The 16,596-nt window shown below is 73.9% G+C and carries 16 protein-coding genes; 6 read left to right on the top strand and 10 right to left on the bottom strand.

The window, feature by feature from the left end; genetic code table 11:
• Positions 1–5: 5 nt before the first annotated feature.
• Positions 6–2,357, bottom strand: coding sequence for a hypothetical protein (locus tag AC0B9F_RS23790; protein ID WP_472005785.1), 2,352 nt, complete (start codon positions 2,355–2,357; stop codon positions 6–8).
• Positions 2,358–2,655: 298 nt separating this feature from the next.
• Between AC0B9F_RS23790 and AC0B9F_RS23785 the strand changes: the two genes are divergently transcribed.
• Entirely contained in the window at positions 2,656–3,519 is an 864-nt protein-coding gene (locus AC0B9F_RS23785) for a DeoR/GlpR family DNA-binding transcription regulator (protein ID WP_472005783.1), read from the top strand.
• A 58-nt stretch (positions 3,520–3,577) separates the two neighbouring features.
• On the top strand, positions 3,578–4,048 hold the full coding sequence (locus AC0B9F_RS23780; protein WP_472005781.1) for an SRPBCC family protein: 471 nt from the start codon (positions 3,578–3,580) through the stop codon (positions 4,046–4,048).
• Positions 4,049–4,195: 147 nt separating this feature from the next.
• Here AC0B9F_RS23780 and cds1 read toward each other — a convergent pair whose 3' ends face one another.
• Positions 4,196–5,326 (bottom strand): L-cysteine desulfhydrase Cds1, encoded by a 1,131-nt coding sequence (gene cds1, locus AC0B9F_RS23775; protein ID WP_472005779.1) that lies wholly within the window; start codon positions 5,324–5,326, stop codon positions 4,196–4,198.
• Between the two features lie 712 nt (positions 5,327–6,038).
• Between cds1 and AC0B9F_RS23770 the strand changes: the two genes are divergently transcribed.
• Positions 6,039–6,605, top strand: coding sequence for an ATP-binding protein (locus AC0B9F_RS23770; RefSeq protein ID WP_472005777.1), 567 nt, complete (start codon positions 6,039–6,041; stop codon positions 6,603–6,605).
• 203 nt (positions 6,606–6,808) lie between these two features.
• On the opposite strand, the gene AC0B9F_RS23765 is transcribed toward AC0B9F_RS23770, so the two are convergent.
• The 4 genes from AC0B9F_RS23765 to AC0B9F_RS23750 all read right to left on the bottom strand — a co-directional run bounded on the left by AC0B9F_RS23765 (position 6,809) and on the right by AC0B9F_RS23750 (position 10,992).
• Positions 6,809–9,370: an ABC transporter permease gene (locus AC0B9F_RS23765; RefSeq protein ID WP_472005775.1), complete on the bottom strand. Its 2,562-nt coding sequence runs from the start codon at positions 9,368–9,370 to the stop codon at positions 6,809–6,811.
• Entirely contained in the window at positions 9,367–10,119 is a 753-nt protein-coding gene (locus AC0B9F_RS23760) for an ABC transporter ATP-binding protein (protein WP_472005773.1), read from the bottom strand. The genes AC0B9F_RS23765 and AC0B9F_RS23760 overlap by 4 nt, the downstream gene beginning before the upstream one ends.
• Complete coding sequence (locus AC0B9F_RS23755) at positions 10,116–10,397, bottom strand: SHOCT domain-containing protein (protein WP_472005771.1); 282 nt, start codon at positions 10,395–10,397, stop codon at positions 10,116–10,118. The genes AC0B9F_RS23760 and AC0B9F_RS23755 overlap by 4 nt, the downstream gene beginning before the upstream one ends.
• Before the next feature lie 127 nt (positions 10,398–10,524).
• Positions 10,525–10,992, bottom strand: a complete 468-nt coding sequence (locus AC0B9F_RS23750) for a hypothetical protein (protein WP_472005770.1) — start codon at positions 10,990–10,992, stop codon at positions 10,525–10,527.
• Positions 10,993–11,118: 126 nt separating this feature from the next.
• Between AC0B9F_RS23750 and AC0B9F_RS23745 the strand changes: the two genes are divergently transcribed.
• The 3 genes from AC0B9F_RS23745 to AC0B9F_RS23735 are packed head-to-tail and all read left to right on the top strand — an operon-like array spanning position 11,119 to position 13,190.
• Entirely contained in the window at positions 11,119–11,673 is a 555-nt protein-coding gene (locus AC0B9F_RS23745; protein WP_472005768.1) for a TetR/AcrR family transcriptional regulator, read from the top strand.
• 27 nt (positions 11,674–11,700) lie between these two features.
• Positions 11,701–12,285: a DUF4865 family protein gene (locus tag AC0B9F_RS23740; protein WP_472005766.1), complete on the top strand. Its 585-nt coding sequence runs from the start codon at positions 11,701–11,703 to the stop codon at positions 12,283–12,285.
• A complete protein-coding gene (locus tag AC0B9F_RS23735; RefSeq protein WP_472006114.1) occupies positions 12,282–13,190 on the top strand; it encodes a phosphotriesterase family protein in 909 nt (302 codons plus the stop codon). The genes AC0B9F_RS23740 and AC0B9F_RS23735 overlap by 4 nt, the downstream gene beginning before the upstream one ends.
• 81 nt (positions 13,191–13,271) lie before the next feature.
• On the opposite strand, the gene AC0B9F_RS23730 is transcribed toward AC0B9F_RS23735, so the two are convergent.
• The 4 genes from AC0B9F_RS23730 to AC0B9F_RS23715 all read right to left on the bottom strand — a co-directional run bounded on the left by AC0B9F_RS23730 (position 13,272) and on the right by AC0B9F_RS23715 (position 16,556).
• Complete coding sequence (locus AC0B9F_RS23730; RefSeq protein WP_472005764.1) at positions 13,272–13,691, bottom strand: PPOX class F420-dependent oxidoreductase; 420 nt, start codon at positions 13,689–13,691, stop codon at positions 13,272–13,274.
• Between the two features lie 37 nt (positions 13,692–13,728).
• Complete coding sequence (locus AC0B9F_RS23725; protein WP_472005762.1) at positions 13,729–14,619, bottom strand: NAD(P)-dependent oxidoreductase; 891 nt, start codon at positions 14,617–14,619, stop codon at positions 13,729–13,731.
• A gap of 141 nt (positions 14,620–14,760) precedes the next feature.
• Positions 14,761–15,651 (bottom strand): carbohydrate ABC transporter permease, encoded by an 891-nt coding sequence (locus tag AC0B9F_RS23720; RefSeq protein WP_472005760.1) that lies wholly within the window; start codon positions 15,649–15,651, stop codon positions 14,761–14,763.
• Positions 15,648–16,556, bottom strand: coding sequence for a carbohydrate ABC transporter permease (locus AC0B9F_RS23715; protein WP_472005758.1), 909 nt, complete (start codon positions 16,554–16,556; stop codon positions 15,648–15,650). Before AC0B9F_RS23715 ends, AC0B9F_RS23720 begins: the two co-directional genes overlap by 4 nt.
• Between the last annotated feature and the right edge of the window lie 40 nt (positions 16,557–16,596).

Below are 16,596 nucleotides of genomic sequence, written 5' to 3'. Positions count from 1 at the left end.
GCCGCTCAGGCGCTCTCCGCGCTTCGTTCGCCGTCCTGCGGCCGCGGGGAGGGCACGCCGGGCGCGCCGGGCGTCTCGGGGTCCCCCGCGCCGTCCGCCGCGGTGGGCTCCGACGGCTGCAACCGGGCCAGCAGCAGCCGTCGTTCCTCCGCGAAGGCCGGGTCGGCCTGGTAGTCGGAGTGGCCGAGGATCGGTGCGGGCAGCGGATGCAGGACGGTGCGGCCGTAGGACAGGGGGTCCTTCAGGGGCGCCCGGTCGACCTCGGGCCCGCAATCGCCGGTGAGCCGCACAGGGCCGCCGATGGGGTCGGTGAGCCGGTACAGGTTGCGCCAGCGGTCGACGTCCTGGTGCAGCGAGGCGAGGGCGGCCGGCCCGAAGTAGGCGGGGAACCAGCGGCCGTAGAGCCGCTCGATCGGGGAGCCGTAGGTCAGCAGCGCCACGCGCCGGCGGGCGGACGGCGGCAGCTGCCAGGCGGCCGCCGCGGCGAGCACGCTGCCCTGGGAGTGCCCGGAGATCACCAGCCGGCCTCCGGTGGCGCGGGTCCAGGTGGCCATCCGCCAGGTCAGGTCGGGCACCGCGCGCTCGGCGTAGCAGGGCGGCGCGAAGGGGTGCGCGGCGCGCGGCCAGAAGGTGCCGACGTCCCACAGGATGCCGATGGTGCGCCGGGCGGAGGGGTCCTTGTAGGCGCGCCGCCCCCAGGTGACGAACAGCAGGAAGCCGAGCCCTATCAGCCAGGAGCCGAGCGCCTGCGCGGTCTCGGCGGCGCCCTGGACGAAGGGGTGCGCGTTCCGCGCGGCCCCCACCGGGGTCCTGCCGCTGCCCAGCGCGCCCACGAGGGCCGCGGCGCCGAGCAGCAGCGTGGTGACGGAGGTGATCGCGACGATCCGGGGTCCGCGGTCGGTGAGCGAGGCCAGCGCGCGCACGGTGGCGATACGGCGGGTGAGGGACCCGTCGCCGGCCGCGCCGGGATAGTCGCGCCGGACGGCGGGGATCTCCGCGCGGCGCAGTTGCCAGGCCCGGTGGGTGAGCCAGCCGCACAGCGCGAGCACCACCACGACCATGGGCGGGATGACGGAGGCCTGCCAGGTGAGCAGCACGGGCGGCCCGGGGATCGAGGCGCCGGTGCCGTCCAGCCAGTCGGCGACGCGCTGGGACACGCCGCCGGACATCACGCCGCCCAGGGCACAGGCGAGCATCGCCACGGCGGGTCCGCCGAGGCCGCGCATCGCGGCGCGCCGGTCGGGCCGGGTGCGGTGCAGCAGACCGGCGACCACGCCGAGGACGACGACGAGCAGACTCTGCGCAAGGGTGATCCCGGCGAACGTCGCGTTCCCCGGCAGCCGGCCGACCGACCGCCAGCCCGGCCGTTCCCAGCCGGCGTACACCGCTGCGGCGAGCAGGAGCAGCAGCGCGGCCAGCGGCAGCCACCGCACGAGGTGCGCGTCGAGCGCGCGGTCCGGGCGGCGTTCGCTGCGGCCGCGGCGGCACACCACCCACACGACGGTGACCGCGCCGGCGGCGACGGCGCCTTCCAGCAACCGTCCGAGGAGGTCGAGCACGGCGGGTCCGCCCGGGCGGTGGTCGAAGCGTGCCGCCGCCGCGGTCAGGGCGGCGGCGACGGTGAGCAGTCCGGCGGCGGTGTGCGCGGCGCGCAGCCGGGCGACGAGACGACGGCCGTACCAGAAGCCGGGCCGGCTCAGGGCGGTGCGGCCGATCGCCTCGTCCGGTTCGACGGGGCGGTCCATCGGTTCGGTGGACTCGTAGGCGTTCCAGGTGCGCAGGGAGAGATACCACAGCAGTCCGGTGAGCGCGGCGGGGACGAGTGCGGCGAGCGCGAGCCGGCGTCCCGGGCGGCTCCACCAGCCGCCGGCGGACTCGGTGGGCGACAGGAAGCCGAGCCAGGAGTGCCGTCGCGCGCACGCGTGCGTGCCCGCGCACTGCCAGGCGGCCAGGTCCAGGGCCACCTCGCAGGCGGCCGCCACCAGCAGCACGGTCAGCGTCAGTCCGGCGAGCCGCACCAGCAGCCCGTACAGGCGCACGGTGCGGCGGCGGCCGTGGGCGGCGGGGCGCATCCAGTGGGCGAGGTTGACCACCATGAACGGCAGGAGCAGCAGCCACAGCGCGCGAGTGCCGTTGCCGGAGGTGAGGTTGCACCACACGTACGCCTCGGGCACCGGCTTGCCGCCGTGGTCGGCCGGGTGTTGCTCGGCGTCCACGTCGTCGGCGCGCCGGAAGACGGCGGCCGTGTCGTCGCCGGAGATCCGTACCGTGCGCGGATCGCCCAGCATCTTCTCGGGTGTGGCGCCCCCCACTCCGTGAACGAGGAGTTCCAGGGCCGTTGTCTGCGCGCGTTCCACTGTCCGCACTTCCCCCGCGGTGCCCGCCGTCGGCTGTGTCGTGCCGCCCCAAGGATCTCCGTTCGCGGTGGGCCGTACACCCTCCGTCACGGAATCTCCCCGATCCGTGCGGCGGCGGACCGGGCCACGGCATCACGATGACATGTGCGCGACGGGCCGAGCGGATGGCGCGCCGTACCGGGCGACGTGCGAGGATGGGACGTCCGCACACCCGGGCGGGGGCCGGTTCCTCGCCCCGGCGGGTGCGCCGGGCGGTCGGAGCAGACGGCGGTGTGAGGCGAAAGGACCGGAGCGTCACGTGAGTGAGAATCAGAACCTCCTCGCGGAGCAGCGGCGCGCCCTGATCGTGGACGAGGTCCGTCGCCGCGGCGGCGTTCGCGTCAACGAGCTGACCCGCAAGCTCGGCGTGTCGGACATGACGGTCCGCCGTGACCTGGACGCGCTGGCCCGGCAGGGTGTGCTGGAGAAGGTGCACGGCGGCGCGGTGCCGGTGGTCGAGGCGAGCACGCACGAGCCGGGGTTCGAGGCCAAGTCGGGCCTGGAGCTGACGGCGAAGGAGGACATCGCGCGGGCGGCGGCCGAACTGGTCGTGCCGGGCAGCGCGATCGCCCTGTCCGGCGGTACGACGACCTATGCGCTGGCGCACCGGCTGCTGGACGTGCCGGATCTGACCGTGGTGACCAACTCGGTGCGGGTGGCGGACGTCTTCCACGCGGCGCAGCGCACCTCCGGCCCGCGGCAGGGGGCGGCGACGGTGGTGCTCACCGGTGGCGTGCGCACCCCGTCCGACTCGCTCGTGGGGCCGGTGGCCGATCAGGCGATCGCGGCGCTCCACTTCGACGTGCTGTTCCTCGGGGTGCACGGGATATCCGTGGAGGCAGGCCTGTCGACGCCGAACCTCGCGGAGGCGGAGACGAACCGGCGGCTGGTGCAGTCGGCGCGCCGGGTCGTCGTGGTCGCCGACCACACCAAGTGGGGCACGGTGGGCCTGAGTTCGTTCGCGAAGCTGGAGCAGATCGACACCTGGGTGACCGACGCCGGGCTGCCGCGCGAGGCGCGCGCCGAGATCGCGGAGCAAGTGCGGCTGATCGTCGCGGGCGAGTCCGGACAGGATCGCGCGCTCGAACAGGACGGCGTATCGGGGCAGGCCGCAGACAACTGACGGACCGCCAGCTATCGTGACGGCCCGAACGCGCGCCGCTGCGAAGGGGGATGCACCCATGGCTCACCGACTGCGCCCGGTGGAACTCGGCTTCCTGGACACCGCCGCCGTACGGCATGTCTTCGCGCGGGAGATCACGGCCCCGCCGGAGCGGGTGTACCGGGCGCTGGCCGAGGACGTTTCGGGCTGGCCCGCGTGGTTCTCGGCGGTGGCGCTGGCCCGGCCCTTCGACGACGGCGCGCGCCGGGAGGTGCGGCTGCGGGGCGGCGTGCGTTTCCTGGAGACGGTCCTCGCGGCGAAGGAAGCGGAGGTGTACGCCTACCGGATCGACGTCACCAACGCCCCGGGCGCCCGCGCGCTGGTCGAGGAGTGGCGCCTGGCGCCGGCCGGCACGGGCACCCGCGTCCAGTGGACCTTCGCCGCCGACGGCGCGCTCCCGTTCCGGCTCGCTCTGACAGCGGCCCGCCCCGCACTGGGCCGGTCGTTCCGGGACGCGGTGACGGCACTGGACCGGCGGCTGGCGGCCTAGCCCCCACCCCACACGGCCCCCCCCCACCCACACGGCCCCCACCCACACGGCCCCCGTTCACCGCACCGCGCCTGGCGCCTGGCGGGCCCGCCCACGCAACGCCCGCCCGATCCGCCGTCCGCCCTCGTCACCCGCCGTCCGCCCTGGTCACCCGCGGTCCGGCCACACCCCCGTCGCCAGCAGCGCGTCGATCGCGGCGGTGTACGGGGCGATGTCCAGGCCCTGTTCCGTGAGCCAGGCGTCGGAGTAGTACTTGTCGAGGTAGCGGTCGCCGGGGTCGCACAGCAGGGTGACGACGCTGCCGCGGCGGCCCTGCGCCACCATCTCGGCGACGATCTTCAGGGCGCTCCACAGTCCGGTGCCCGTCGAGCCGCCCGCCTTGCGGCCGATGGCCCGCTCCAGGGCGCGTACGGCGGCGACGGAGGCCGCGTCGGGGACCTTCATCATGCGGTCGACGGCGCCCGGCACGAAGCTCGGCTCCATGCGCGGCCGGCCGATGCCCTCGATCCGCGAGCCGCAGTCGCAGGTGACGTCCGGATCGCCGGTCGTCCAGCCCTCGAAGAAGCAGGAGTTCTCCGGGTCGGCGACGCAGATCCGGGTGTCGTACTGCATGTAGTGGACGTAGCGGGCGAGGGTCGCGGACGTGCCGCCCGTGCCGGCGGTCGCGACGATCCACGCCGGTTCCGGGAACCGCTCCAACTCCAGCTGGCGGAAGATGGATTCGGCGATGTTGTTGTTGCCGCGCCAGTCCGTGGCCCGTTCGGCGTAGGTGAACTGGTCCATGTAGTGGCCGCCGGTCTCCGCCGCGAGGCGGGCGGACTCCTGGTACATCGTGCGCGAGTCGTCCACGAAGTGGCAGCGGCCGCCGTGGAATTCGATCAGGCGGATCTTCTCGGCGCTCGTCGTACGCGGCATCACCGCGACGAACGGAACGCCGATCAGCTTGGCGAAGTACGCCTCGGACACCGCGGTGGACCCGCTGGACGCCTCGATCACCGGGCGGTCCGGGCGGATCCAGCCGTTGCACAGGCCGTAGAGGAACAGGGACCGGGCGAGGCGGTGCTTGAGGCTGCCGGTGGGGTGGGTCGACTCGTCCTTGAGGTAGAGGTCGATGCCCCAGTGCTCCGGCAGCGGGAAGCGCAGCAGATGGGTGTCGGCCGAGCGGTTGTGGTCGGCCTGGACCTTGCGGACGGCCTCTTTCAGCCAGTCGCGGTAGGCGGTGTCGCTGCGGTCGACGTCCAGGGTCGCGCCGGCCGGGGTGTGCTCGATGGTGCTCACGACAGTGCTCCTCACACTTCGCGCCGACGGCGCGTCGCGCGGCCGACACACCGATGATAAGCACCCCGCGCACCACTTCTCACCTGCATAAACGCCTCTTTGGGCGGCTCAAAGCAGCGCTGGGGCACGCGTGTGCGAGGCGGGCGGGGCACCTGCGGGCGGGCGCGCTGTGACCTGGGGGGCGCATTCGGTCAGTGCGCCGGGACGAGCTGTCGCACCCTGGTGCTCACGGCGGCACGCGGGCAGACTGCCGGACGTGACGAGGCCCACAGTCCCGGGTCGTACGGGACGGGGGGTCACGTGTGCCCGGCTGGGCGCACCCGGACCAGCACATCGCGCGAGGGGGCAGGTCGGCATGGCGGAGCCGGAGTTCGCGGCCACGGGCGTGCGGATCGACAGCGGACCGCGGTCGCTCACCGGGCCGGCCAGGTCCGGATCAGCGGCGGCGCGCCGGAGCCGCCCACCTGTCACCGCAGCGCCGGCGCGTGCGGCCGGGCGTGGTGGGTGAGCACGTGACGCAGTCGGCCCGTCGCGGCGAGTTGCGCGACCACGTCGCTTGGGTCACTCTGTTCACACGTCACTTAGGGTTTACCGGCGATAACGCTGCGAACCAGCCCGCCGGCCACGACAGCAGGCGGCAGCGTCACGCGGGCGTCCTGCTGAAGATCCGTACTCCGTGTTCTTCCGGACCTCACGTCGGGGAGTCGCAGCCGTGATCAGTTACCCGAGCAGGCACTGCACGGTGGAGCTCCAAGCCCTGCCGTCGCGGATCGGCCAAGTCCGCAGAATCGTATCTGCGCAGTTGCGTTACTGGCATCTGGATCCCCTCATAGACCGGGCGACGCTCGGTGTGACGGAATTGCTCACCAACGTCCACCAGCACGCCGAGCCCGACAAGACATGCACCGTGGAGATGGAGCTGCTGCTGGACCGGCTCGTCGTCTCCGTCCGCGACCGCGACCCGCGCCTCCCGGTCGTGGACACCGCCCATTCGGCGGACACGGACGCCACCTGCGGGCGGGGCCTGTCCATGGTCGCCGCCGTCAGCGAGACCTGGGGGGCGCGCCCCGAGGGCGAGGACGGGAAGGTCGTGTGGTTCATCCTGCCCGCGCCCGCCCCGGCCGTCAGCCGTCCGGACCGTGCCCCACAGCCCGCGGCAGCGCAGCCGCCCCGTTTCGTCGAGGTCGCCGTCGAGCCCATGGGGCCGGTGGCGCCGGTGGTCGACGAGCCCGCGCCGGCTCACGCGCACGCTCCCGCCCGGTCCGCCGTTGTCGGCTGACCGGGCGGTGAGGGGCGCGGCGCCGCGCGGACCCGGGTCGGGCGTGGCCCCGCCGTATCGCTCGACGGCGCCACCGCCTCCCCCGATGCCGCTCCCACGTCACCCGGGGACTGCGCCCCCTCCCCCGCCGGCGCACCCGCGTCACCCGGCAACGGCGCACCTGACTCGAGATCGCCCCCGCGTGGATCGCACGCGCCCCCGCCTCACTCGGTGGCGATCGCCCGCAGGACGTCCAGGCGGGCCGCGCGACCGGCCGGCCTGAGTCCCGCCAGGGCTCCGGCCGCGAGGCCGACCAGCGCGACGACGGCGAGTCGGGCGGGCGGCAGGGCGAAGGCGAACGCGCTGTCCGACGCGCCGTCGGAGGCCTGGACCAGCACCCAGCCGAGGAAGGCGCCGAGGCCGAGCCCGCCGGCCGTGCCGAAGGCCGCGACCAGCACCGACTCCCAGCGGACCATGGCCCGCAGCTGGCCGCGGGTCTGGCCGACGGCCCGCAGCAGCCCGAGTTCGCGGGTGCGCTCGTGGATCGCCAGCGTCAGCGTGTTGGCGATGCCCAGCAGGGCGATCAGCACCGCGAGCGCGAGCAGCGCGTAGACCAGGGTGAGCATCATGTCGATGCCGCCTGCCGAGGACCGGGCGTACTCGGCGCGGGTCTGCACCTCCGGGTCGCCGTACTGTGCGGCGACCTTCTGCACGGCGGCCTTGCCCTGGTCCGTGCTCACTCCGTGCTTGAAGGAGACGGCGACGAGCGTGTCGGAGTCCTGCGTGCGGTGCGGGGCCCAGGCGGCGCGGGTGATGACGTAGTCGCCGGCGAGTTCGGACTGCCCGTAGACCGCGCGGACGGTGAAGGGCTGTTTCCGGCCGTCGGTGAAGGTGAGTTCGGTGGTGTCACCGGGCCTCAGACCGCGCCGGTCGGCCTCGGCGCGGGTGACGGCGATGCCGTCGCCGCCGAGGTGGCGCAGGTCGCCGCGGACGGTGCCGAGGTCGAAGGTGCGGGCGAGGGCGGCCGGGTCGGTCACGGTCAGCGCGCGTCCCTCGCCGCCGACCTGGGCCACTCCCCTGCCGAGTCCGACAGCCGTGTCCACCTGGGGCAGCCGGGCGATCGCGGGCGCCAGCTTCGGGCTGAGCCCGCTGCCGCCCGCCCCGAACGACGGGGTGCTGACGGCGACGTCACCGGCGAAGGAGCGCGAGACGGTCTGGTCCATGGTCGCCTTCAGCGAGGCGCCGAAGACGGTGAACAGGGACACCACCGCCACGCCGATCATGAGCGCCCCCGCGGTGGCCGCGGTCCGCTTGGGGCTGCGCAGCGCGTTGCGCCGGGCGAGGGCGCCGGTCACTCCGCGCAGCCGGTCGAGCGGGCTGCCGAGGAGGCGTACGGCGACGCCGGCGGCGACGGGTCCGAGGACGACGAACGCGGCCAGGGCCAGCACGGCGCCCGTGCCGGCCAGCCACACCGAGGGCGTGAGCAGCACGCCGGTGAGCGTCGCGGCGGCGGCCAGGACGATCAGCACCGCGCCGGCGAGGGCGCGCGGCCGGGAGGCGCCCGAGGTGTCGACGGCCGTCGCGCGCAGCGCGGCCAGCGGCGCCGTGCGCCCGGCGCGCACGGCCGGCAGCAGCGCGGAGCCGAGGCAGACCAGGACACCGGCCACCAGCGGCAGCGCCATCGACAGCGTACGGATCACCAGGCCGCCGTCCGGGAAGGGGAACCCGATGGCCGGGAACAGCGCCTGCAGCCCGGCGGCGATGCCGACGCCGCCCGCGAGTCCGGCGAGCGAGGCGGTCACGGCGACGGCGCTCGCCTCCACGAGCGTCCCCGCGGTCACCTGGCGGCGGGAGGCGCCCAGCGCGCGCAGCAGGGCGTTCTCGCGGGTGCGCTGGGCGACGACGATGGCGAAGGTGTTGTGGATGGAGAAGGTCGCCACGAGCAGGGCGACACCGGAGAAGACGAGCAGGAAGGTGGTGAAGACGGTGAGGAACTGGCTGGAGATCATGTCCGTGTTCTCCTGGGCCGACTCCTGCCCGGTGATCGCCTCCACGCCGTGCGGCAGCACGGGCGCGAGCCGCTCCACGAGCTGACGCTCGCTCACCCCCGGCGTGGCGCGCACCTGGATGCTCGCCGCCCGGCCCGGCCGTGCCGTCAGGTACCGCTCGGCGTCGGCCTGCGTCATCCCGGTGAACGTCACCTGCGCCATGCCGTCCGCGCCGCCGAAGGTCGCGAGGCCCACGATCCGCACCCGCACGGGGTCGGGGGTGCGCAGCACGGTGGTGCCGCCGAGGTGCAGGCCGCCCTTCTTCGCGGCGCCCCGGTTGACGACGACCTCGCCCGACGTGTGCGGGACGTGCCCCTCGGCGAGCCGGTAGGGGTTGAGCTGTGGGTCGGTGATCCAGTTGCCGGCCAGGGTGGGCGGTCCCTGACCGCCGACGGGTTTGCCGTCGGCGCCGACGAGCTGGCCGGCGCCCTGGATGTCCGGCGCGGCCGCGGCGACGCCGGGCACGCTTTCGATCCGCTTCACGAGGTCGATGCGGACGGGTTGCCGTACGCCCTGGCTCTCGCCGGGGGTGGTGATGGCGTCGGCGCTGCGGACCACGGCGTCGGTGCCGGCGGTGGCGCTGCCGAACATGGAGTCGAAGCTGGCGCGCAGTGTGTCGCCCATGACCAGGGTCCCGGCGAGGAACGCCACGCCGAGGAAGACGGCGAGGAAGGTGCCGGCGAAGCGGCGCTTGTGGGCGCGCAGGGAGGACACGCTCAGGCGTGCGGCGGCGTTCATGAGGGGGCCTCGAAGGCTTTCATGCGGTCCAGTACGCGGTCGGCGGTCGGGTCCTGCATCCGGTCGACGAGGCGGCCGTCGGCGAGGAAGACGACTTCGTCGGCGTGGGCGGCGGCCACCGGGTCGTGGGTGACCATGACGACGGTGCGGTCCATGGTGCGTACGGCCCGGCCGAGCAGGCCGAGGACCTCGCCGCCGGAGCGGGAGTCGAGGTTGCCGGTGGGCTCGTCGGCGAAGACGACGTCGGGCCGGGCGGCGAACGCCCGTGCCACGGCGACGCGTTGCTGCTGTCCGCCGGACAGCTCGGCGGGCCGGTGGTGGAGCCGGTCGCGCAGTCCGACGACGTCGATCAGCGCGTCGATCCACTCCGGGTCGCCCCGGGTGCCGGCGAGGTCCAGCGGCAGGGTGACGTTCTCGGCGACGGTCAGGGTCGGCACCAGGTTGAACGCCTGGAAGACGAAACCGACCCGGTCGCGGCGCAGCAGCGTCAGCCTGCGGTCGTCGAGGCCCGCGAGGTCGGTGCCGCCGATGCGGGCGGAGCCGGAGGTGAGGGTGTCGAGGCCGGCCGCGCAGTGCATCAGGGTGGACTTGCCGGAGCCGGAGGGCCCCATGATCGCGGTGAAGCGTCCGGCCGGGAAGGCCACGCTCACCCCGTCCAGGGCCCTGACGGCGGTGTCGCCGCTGCCGTACGTCTTGACGGCGTCGACGACCTCGGCGGCCGTCCGTACGGCGGTGGTGGTGGTCGTCATGCCGCACCGCCCTTGCGGCCGAACTGCTCTTCGAGGACGGACAGCCGGCGCCAGTACTCGTCCTCGTCGATCTCGCCGGCGGCGAAGCGGCGGCCGAGCAGCGTCAGGGGCGAGTGGTCGTCCGCGGCGGGCGGCCGCCAGGGGCCGCGCCGGCCGCCGCGCCGGGCGGTGCGGCGCAGCAGCGCGATGCCGCCGCCGATGACCAGCGCCCAGATCACCGGGAAGAGCAGGATCCACGGGCCGGGCCCGCCGTCGCCGAAGTGCGCCAGGGTCTGCATGGTCGGTCAACTCCTCGGAAGTACGCGTTCTTGCGGTGTGCTTCCGAGCCTGGCCCCGGCACCCCTCCCCGGTCGTCGTACGGCCGGCGGCAGTTGCGCGTACCTCTCCGGGAGTACGCGGCGGTGCTCAGCGGGCGGTGACGTCCCCGTGGCGGATGACGTAGGAGTACGTCGCGGAGTAGCCGATGGACGGCGTGATCAGCAGGCGGACCTTGACCGGGGCCGGTTCGGTGCTCGCGGTGGAGAAGGTTCCCACGGCGTGGCTGCCGGTGAGCGGGTACCAGAACCAGCTGTTCGCCTTGCCCACCTGGACGCGGTCGGACTCCTTCCAGGCGCCGCCCTTGTGGACGAAGACCTGCAGGCGCACCGAGGCGGCGTAGGGGTCGGTGGCCGAGCGCAGAGCGGTGAGCGTGACCTTGTAGTCCGAGCCGAGTACGGAGGTGGCGATCTCCTTGGTGCGGGACGCCTGCGCGGAGTGCCCGGCGGGCGAGGCGGTGGCGGCCGTGGCGGTGGCCAGGACGCCGAGGGTGAGCGCAGCGGCGGACAGGGCGACGGTCCGGCGGCGCGGCGGGCGGGATGCGGTGGATGCGGTCATGACGGCCTCCCTTGTCGAGGGAGACACAGCGGTCCCCCTTCACGGAAGGAGACATATCGGAAGGACTGCCGGTTGCACGTCCGCACCCGCCGGATTCTGTAACTACTAGTATGTACAGTAGGGGGCGTGAGCACGTCGGAGCGGTTGATCGAGTCCACCCGCGCACTGCTGTGGGAACGCGGCTACGTGGGCACCAGCCCGAAGGCCATCCTGGAGCGCGCGGGCGCCGGGCAGGGCAGCATGTACCACCACTTCAAGGGCAAGCCCGACCTCGCGCTCGCCGCCATCCGGCGTACGGCCGAGGAGATGCGGACCGCCGCCGCGCGCGTGCTCGACGGCCCGGGCACCCCCTACGAGCGCATCGCCGCGTATCTCACGCGGGAACGCGATGTGCTGCGCGGCTGCCCTGTGGGCCGGCTGACCATGGACCCGGATGTCATCGCGAGCCCCGAACTGCGCGCCCCCGTCGACGAGACGCTCGCGTGGCTGCGGGCCCGGCTCGCCGCGCTCGTCGAGGAAGGCAAGGAACAGGGCCTGTTCGCGCCCGGCCTCGACGGCGAGGAGATCGCCTCGGTGATCGTCGCGACCGTGCAGGGCGGTTATGTCCTGGCCCGCGCCTCCGGCTCCCCCGCCGCCTTCGACGCCGGCGTGCGGGGACTGCTCGCCCTGCTGGCGCCCTGATTCCGTCCGTCCGAGGAGGACCCCACCGTGCACGCCATGCAGTACGTGATGACGCTCCCCGCCGACTACGACATGGGCGTCGTCCGCGCGCGCGTGTCCCGCCTCGGACACGCACTGGACGCGTGGGAGGGGCTCGGACTCAAGGCGTACCTGATCCGCGAACGCGGTGTGCACGGCTCGCCGGTGAACCAGTACGCGCCGTTCTACCTGTGGCACACCATGGACGGCATGAACCGCTTCCTGTGGGGCGGTCCGTTCCAGGGGCCCGTCGACGACTTCGGCCGGCCGTCCGTCCGGCAGTGGACGGGACTGGCCTACGAGGAGGGCGTGGCCGCCGGCGCCCCGGCCGTCCTCGCCGTGCGCCGCCGCGAGGCCGTGCCGGACGGCGTGGCGCTGTCGCGGGTGATGGCGGACGCGGCGGCCGGGACGGCACGGCTGGCCGGTGAGGACGGGGCCGTGCTCGCGGCGGCCGTGGTCGACTCCAGCCGCTGGGAGGTCGTGCACTTCTCGCTGTGGTCGCGGTCCGAACCGACGGCCGAGGGCGACGTTTTCCAGGTGCTGCACCTGTCCGCGCCGGGCCGCGGGCGGCTGCCGCGGGGCCGGCAGTGGTGAGCGCCGTCCGCACGGTGCTCGGGGACGTCGAGCCGGAGTCGCTGGGGCTGTGCGACGCGCACGACCACCTGTTCTTCGCCAGCCCCCGGCTGGCGGGCCAGGAACTGAACAGCGTGGCCGCCGCGCGGGCGGAGCTGGTGGCGTTCCGGGAGCAGGGCGGCGGCTGCGTGGTGCAGTGGACGCCGTACGGGCTGGGACGGCGGGCCGCCGACCTGCCGGCGCTGTCCCGGGACACCGGGGTGCGCCTGGTCGCCGCGACGGGACTGCACCAGGACGTGCACTACGCCGAGAACGTGCTCAAGGAGCTGCGCGGCCGGCTCGCCGAGGTGTTCGTCGCCGAACTCACCGGCGGTATCGGCGCCTCGGGTGTGCGGGCCGGGCTGATCAAGGTGGCCGGCGGTTTCCACGCCCTGGACGGGCACGCCCGCTGGACGATGACCGCGGCCGCCGAGGCGCACCACGCGACGGGCGCGCCGATCGCCGTCCACCTGGAACTGGGCACGGGCGCACCGGACGTGCTCGACCTGCTGTGCGGGGAGCTGGGCGTGGAGCCGCACCGGGTGATCCTCGGCCATCTGAACCGTTTCCCGGACCCGGTTGTGCATCTCCAGGCGGCGCGGTCCGGCTGCTGGCTGGCCTTCGACGGGCCGTCCCGCGCCCACCACGCGACCGACTGGCGCATGCCGGACGCCGTGGCGGCGCTCGCCGAGGCCGGGTTCGGCGAGCGGCTGCTGCTCGGCGGCGACACCACGACCGCAGCGGCACGCTCCGTCGACGGCGGGCCGGGGATGCCGTACCTCCTGCGGCGGGTGCGGCCGCGGCTCGCGGCGGTGCTGGGCGAGGAACTCGTGACGCGCGTTCTCACTCACAACCCGGCGCGCGCCTTCGGCGTCGACTGGCGGTGAGCCTCCGATGGCCCGAGCGCGTCGGGGCCCGGCCCGGCGGTGAGCTGGTCCCCCGGCCGCTGCGGCGAGGCTGAGGGCGGCTCAGCCCGGCTGGTCGCTGTCCTTCATCTTGCCCCAGCCGTGCCAGCGTTCGACGTCGATCCAGGCACTGATCCGGGAACGTTCCCGGCGCGGGTACGGCCCGCCCATGTAGTGCGTGGCGAGCCGGTCGATGTCGGCCAGACCCTCGTCGTCGTACATCTCGGAGACGCGGCCGATGAGCGTGACGTGGGTGTACCAGTCGTCCGAGGAGAGCACGGTCAGGGTCACCCGCGGATCGCGGCGCAGGTGCTTCAGGCGGACGCGGCCCTCGTCGAGGTTGACCAGGACGCGGCCGTCCTCCCACAGGTACCAGGTGGGGGTGGACACGGGCGCGCCGTCGGAGCGCACGGTGGCCATGACACACGGGTTGGGGCGGCTCAGCAGCTCCACGGCCTCGGGCGGCAGCGGCGGCTTGGACATGGGGGTTCCTCCGTCGTGTCGGGTGTCGATGGATGGCTCAGGACGCCGGCTCGTCGGGGAAGCTGGCGAAGTACGCGGCGACCATGTCCTCGTCGGCGTGGCCCTGCGCGGCGGCCCGGGCCAGGCGCTCGGCGCTCGCGGCGGCCACGTCGAGGCGGACGCCGTGCCGTTCGCCGGCCGCCACGATCAGGCGGGCGTCCTTCTCGGCGGTCGCCACCGCGAACTGGGGCGGCGTCAGCTTGTCGTCGAGGATGAGGGCCGCCTTGGCGTGCAGGTATCCCATGTCGAGGGGGCCGCCGGCGATGAGGTCGAAGAAGCCGCCCGGGTCGACGCCGAGCGCCTTGGCGAGGGCCAGCGCCTCCCCCGCCGCCGCGGTGGCAGCGATCACCCAGCTGTTGGCGACCAGCTTGAGCCGCGTCGCGCCGGCCGCGGAGCCGTCCTCCCCGGTCCACACGGTGCGGGCGCCGACGGCGTCGAAGACGGGCGTCACCGTGTCGCGGCCCTCGGTGGGGCCGGCCGCCAGGACCGTGAGCTGCCCGGCCTCCGCGGGCTGGCGGGTGCCGAGCACGGGCGCGTCGTAGAAGAGCAGGCCGTGCTCGTGGGCGAAGGCCGCCAGTTCGGGTACGTCGTCCAGTCCGGCGGTGGTGGACTGGACCCACGCGGCGCCCCGGCGCAGGGCGGGAGCGGCCTCATGCATGACGTCCCGGGCGGCGGCGCCGTCGTACAGCATGGTCAGGACCACGTCGGCGTCCCGGACCGCCTCCGCGGGGTCGTCGGCGACGCGTACGCCGTCGGCGGTGAGCGGTTCGGCCTTGGCGCGGGTGCGGTTCCAGGCGTGGACGGTGTGGCCGGCGCGGGCGAGGTTGCGGGCCATCGCGGCGCCCATGATGCCGGTGCCGAGGACGCTGACGGTGAGCTTGTCGGTCATGACGCGGGGGTTCCTACTCATGGTGGGCGGTGCGGACCTCAGGCTCCAGCCTTCCCGGAGGCGGCCCCGGCAAGCACGCCGCGAGGGGACCCGCTGCCCCGCGTTCGGGTGACCGCCGCTCGGGTCACCGGCCCGCGGAACTCACTTGCCGATGCCCGCCGACAGCCCCCGCACGAAGTGCCGCTGGCCGATCAGGAAGACCACGATCATCGGCAGCGCGGCGATGGTCAGGCCGGCGAACAGCACCGGCCAGTCGGAGTTGAGCCGTCCGGCCATGTCGGCGAGGCCGACGGGCAGCGTCTTGAGCCGGTCGTCGGTGATGAAGACCAGCGCGAAGGCGTACTCGTTCCAGGCGAACAGGGACTGCAGGACCGCCGCCGAGACGAGGATCGGCCGGGCCATCGGCACGACCACCCGCCAGAACGTCTGCCAGCGCCCGGCGCCGTCGAGGAACGCGGCCTCCTCCACCTCCACCGGCTGGCCGAGCAGGTAGGCGCGGATGAGGAAGGTGGTGAAGGGCACCTTGAACGCCGTGTACAGCACGATCAGCGCCCAGTAGGTGTCGTAGATGTGCAGGGCCTGCAGCAGCTGGGCCAGCGGGACGATCGCCACGGTCGGCGAGAGCATCATCGCGCCGAGGACCAGCAGCAGCGCGGGCTGGGAGCAGGGGATGTCCAGGCGGGTCAGGCCGTACGCCGCCCACGCGCTGACGAGTACCACGGCGAGGACGCTCGCGGAGGTGACGAGCAGCGAGTTCAGGAGGTAACCGAGCACGCCCTGGTGCCAGGCGGCGGCGTAGGTGCTCCAGTGCGGGTGGGCGGGCAGGGCCCAGGGGTCGGAGAAGATCTCCCCGTTGGACTTCAGGCCGGAGACCGCCATCCAGAGCAGTGGGTAGAGCACGGCGATCGCGAGGCCCGCGAGTGCGGCGTGGGCGAGGACGCGCAGCGCCGCCGTGCCGGCTGTGCGGGCGCGCCGGGTGGGCGGGGCGGCGGCGGTGGCCGGGGTGCGGGACCGGTCGAGGGTGAGGGTCATGCCGTGGCCGCCTTCCTGCGGGAGTGCAGGAGCTGGACGGCTCCTGCGGCGAAGGTGATCAGGAACATCACGGTGCCGATGGCGGCGGCGTAGCCCATGTCGTCGCCGGTGAAGGCGGAGGCGTACAGCCAGGTGCCGAGGACCTGGCTGGAGTTGGACGGGCCGCCGCCGGTCATCACCATCACCTCGTTGAAGACGAGGAAGGCGCCGGAGACGGTGAGGATGACGAGCAGGGTGGTCATCTCGCGCACCATGGGCACGGTGACGGTGAAGAAGGTGCGGACGCGTCCGGCGCCGTCGACGGTGGCCGCCTCGTAGAGTTCGCGCGGGATGCGCTGCATGGCGACGGTGAGCAGCATCGTGGTGTAGCCGAAGGACTGCCACTGGCTCATGTTGATCACACCCCAGATGGAGGTGGCGGCGTCGCCGAGCCAGTCGTGCTGGAGGGAGCCGAGGCCGACGGCCTTCAGGGCGCTGTTCACCAGGCCGGCGTCCGGCTGGTAGAGGAACTGGAAGAGCAGGCCCGCCACCGTCATCGACACCGCCGCCGGGACGAAGTACACGGTGCGCAGCAGGCCGCGCAGCCGGCGCCCGACGGCCTCCTCCAGCACGGCGGCGAGCACGAGGGCGGCGCCGACCTGGAAGACCACCGACGTCACCGCGTAGAAGACGTTGTTGAGCAGGGCCTGCCAGAACACCGGGTCCGCGACCGCCTGGCGGTAGTTGTCCAGTCCGACGTAGCGCATGCCGGGCTGGAAGACGCTGAACTTGAACAGGCTGAGCCGGACGTTCTCGACGATCGGGTAGTAGACGAACAGCGCGATCAGGGCGAGGGCGGGCGCGACGTACAGGGAGTGGCGCAGCCGGTGCCGCATGCTGCCGTGGGGTGTGCCGGCGTGTCCCATGGGGGCACCTCCTTCGGGGCGGGTTCGGGGGTGTGCGGGC

The organism is Streptomyces sp. NPDC097129 (assembly GCF_055668065.1).
This window is presented reverse-complemented; position numbering and strand designations above follow the sequence as displayed.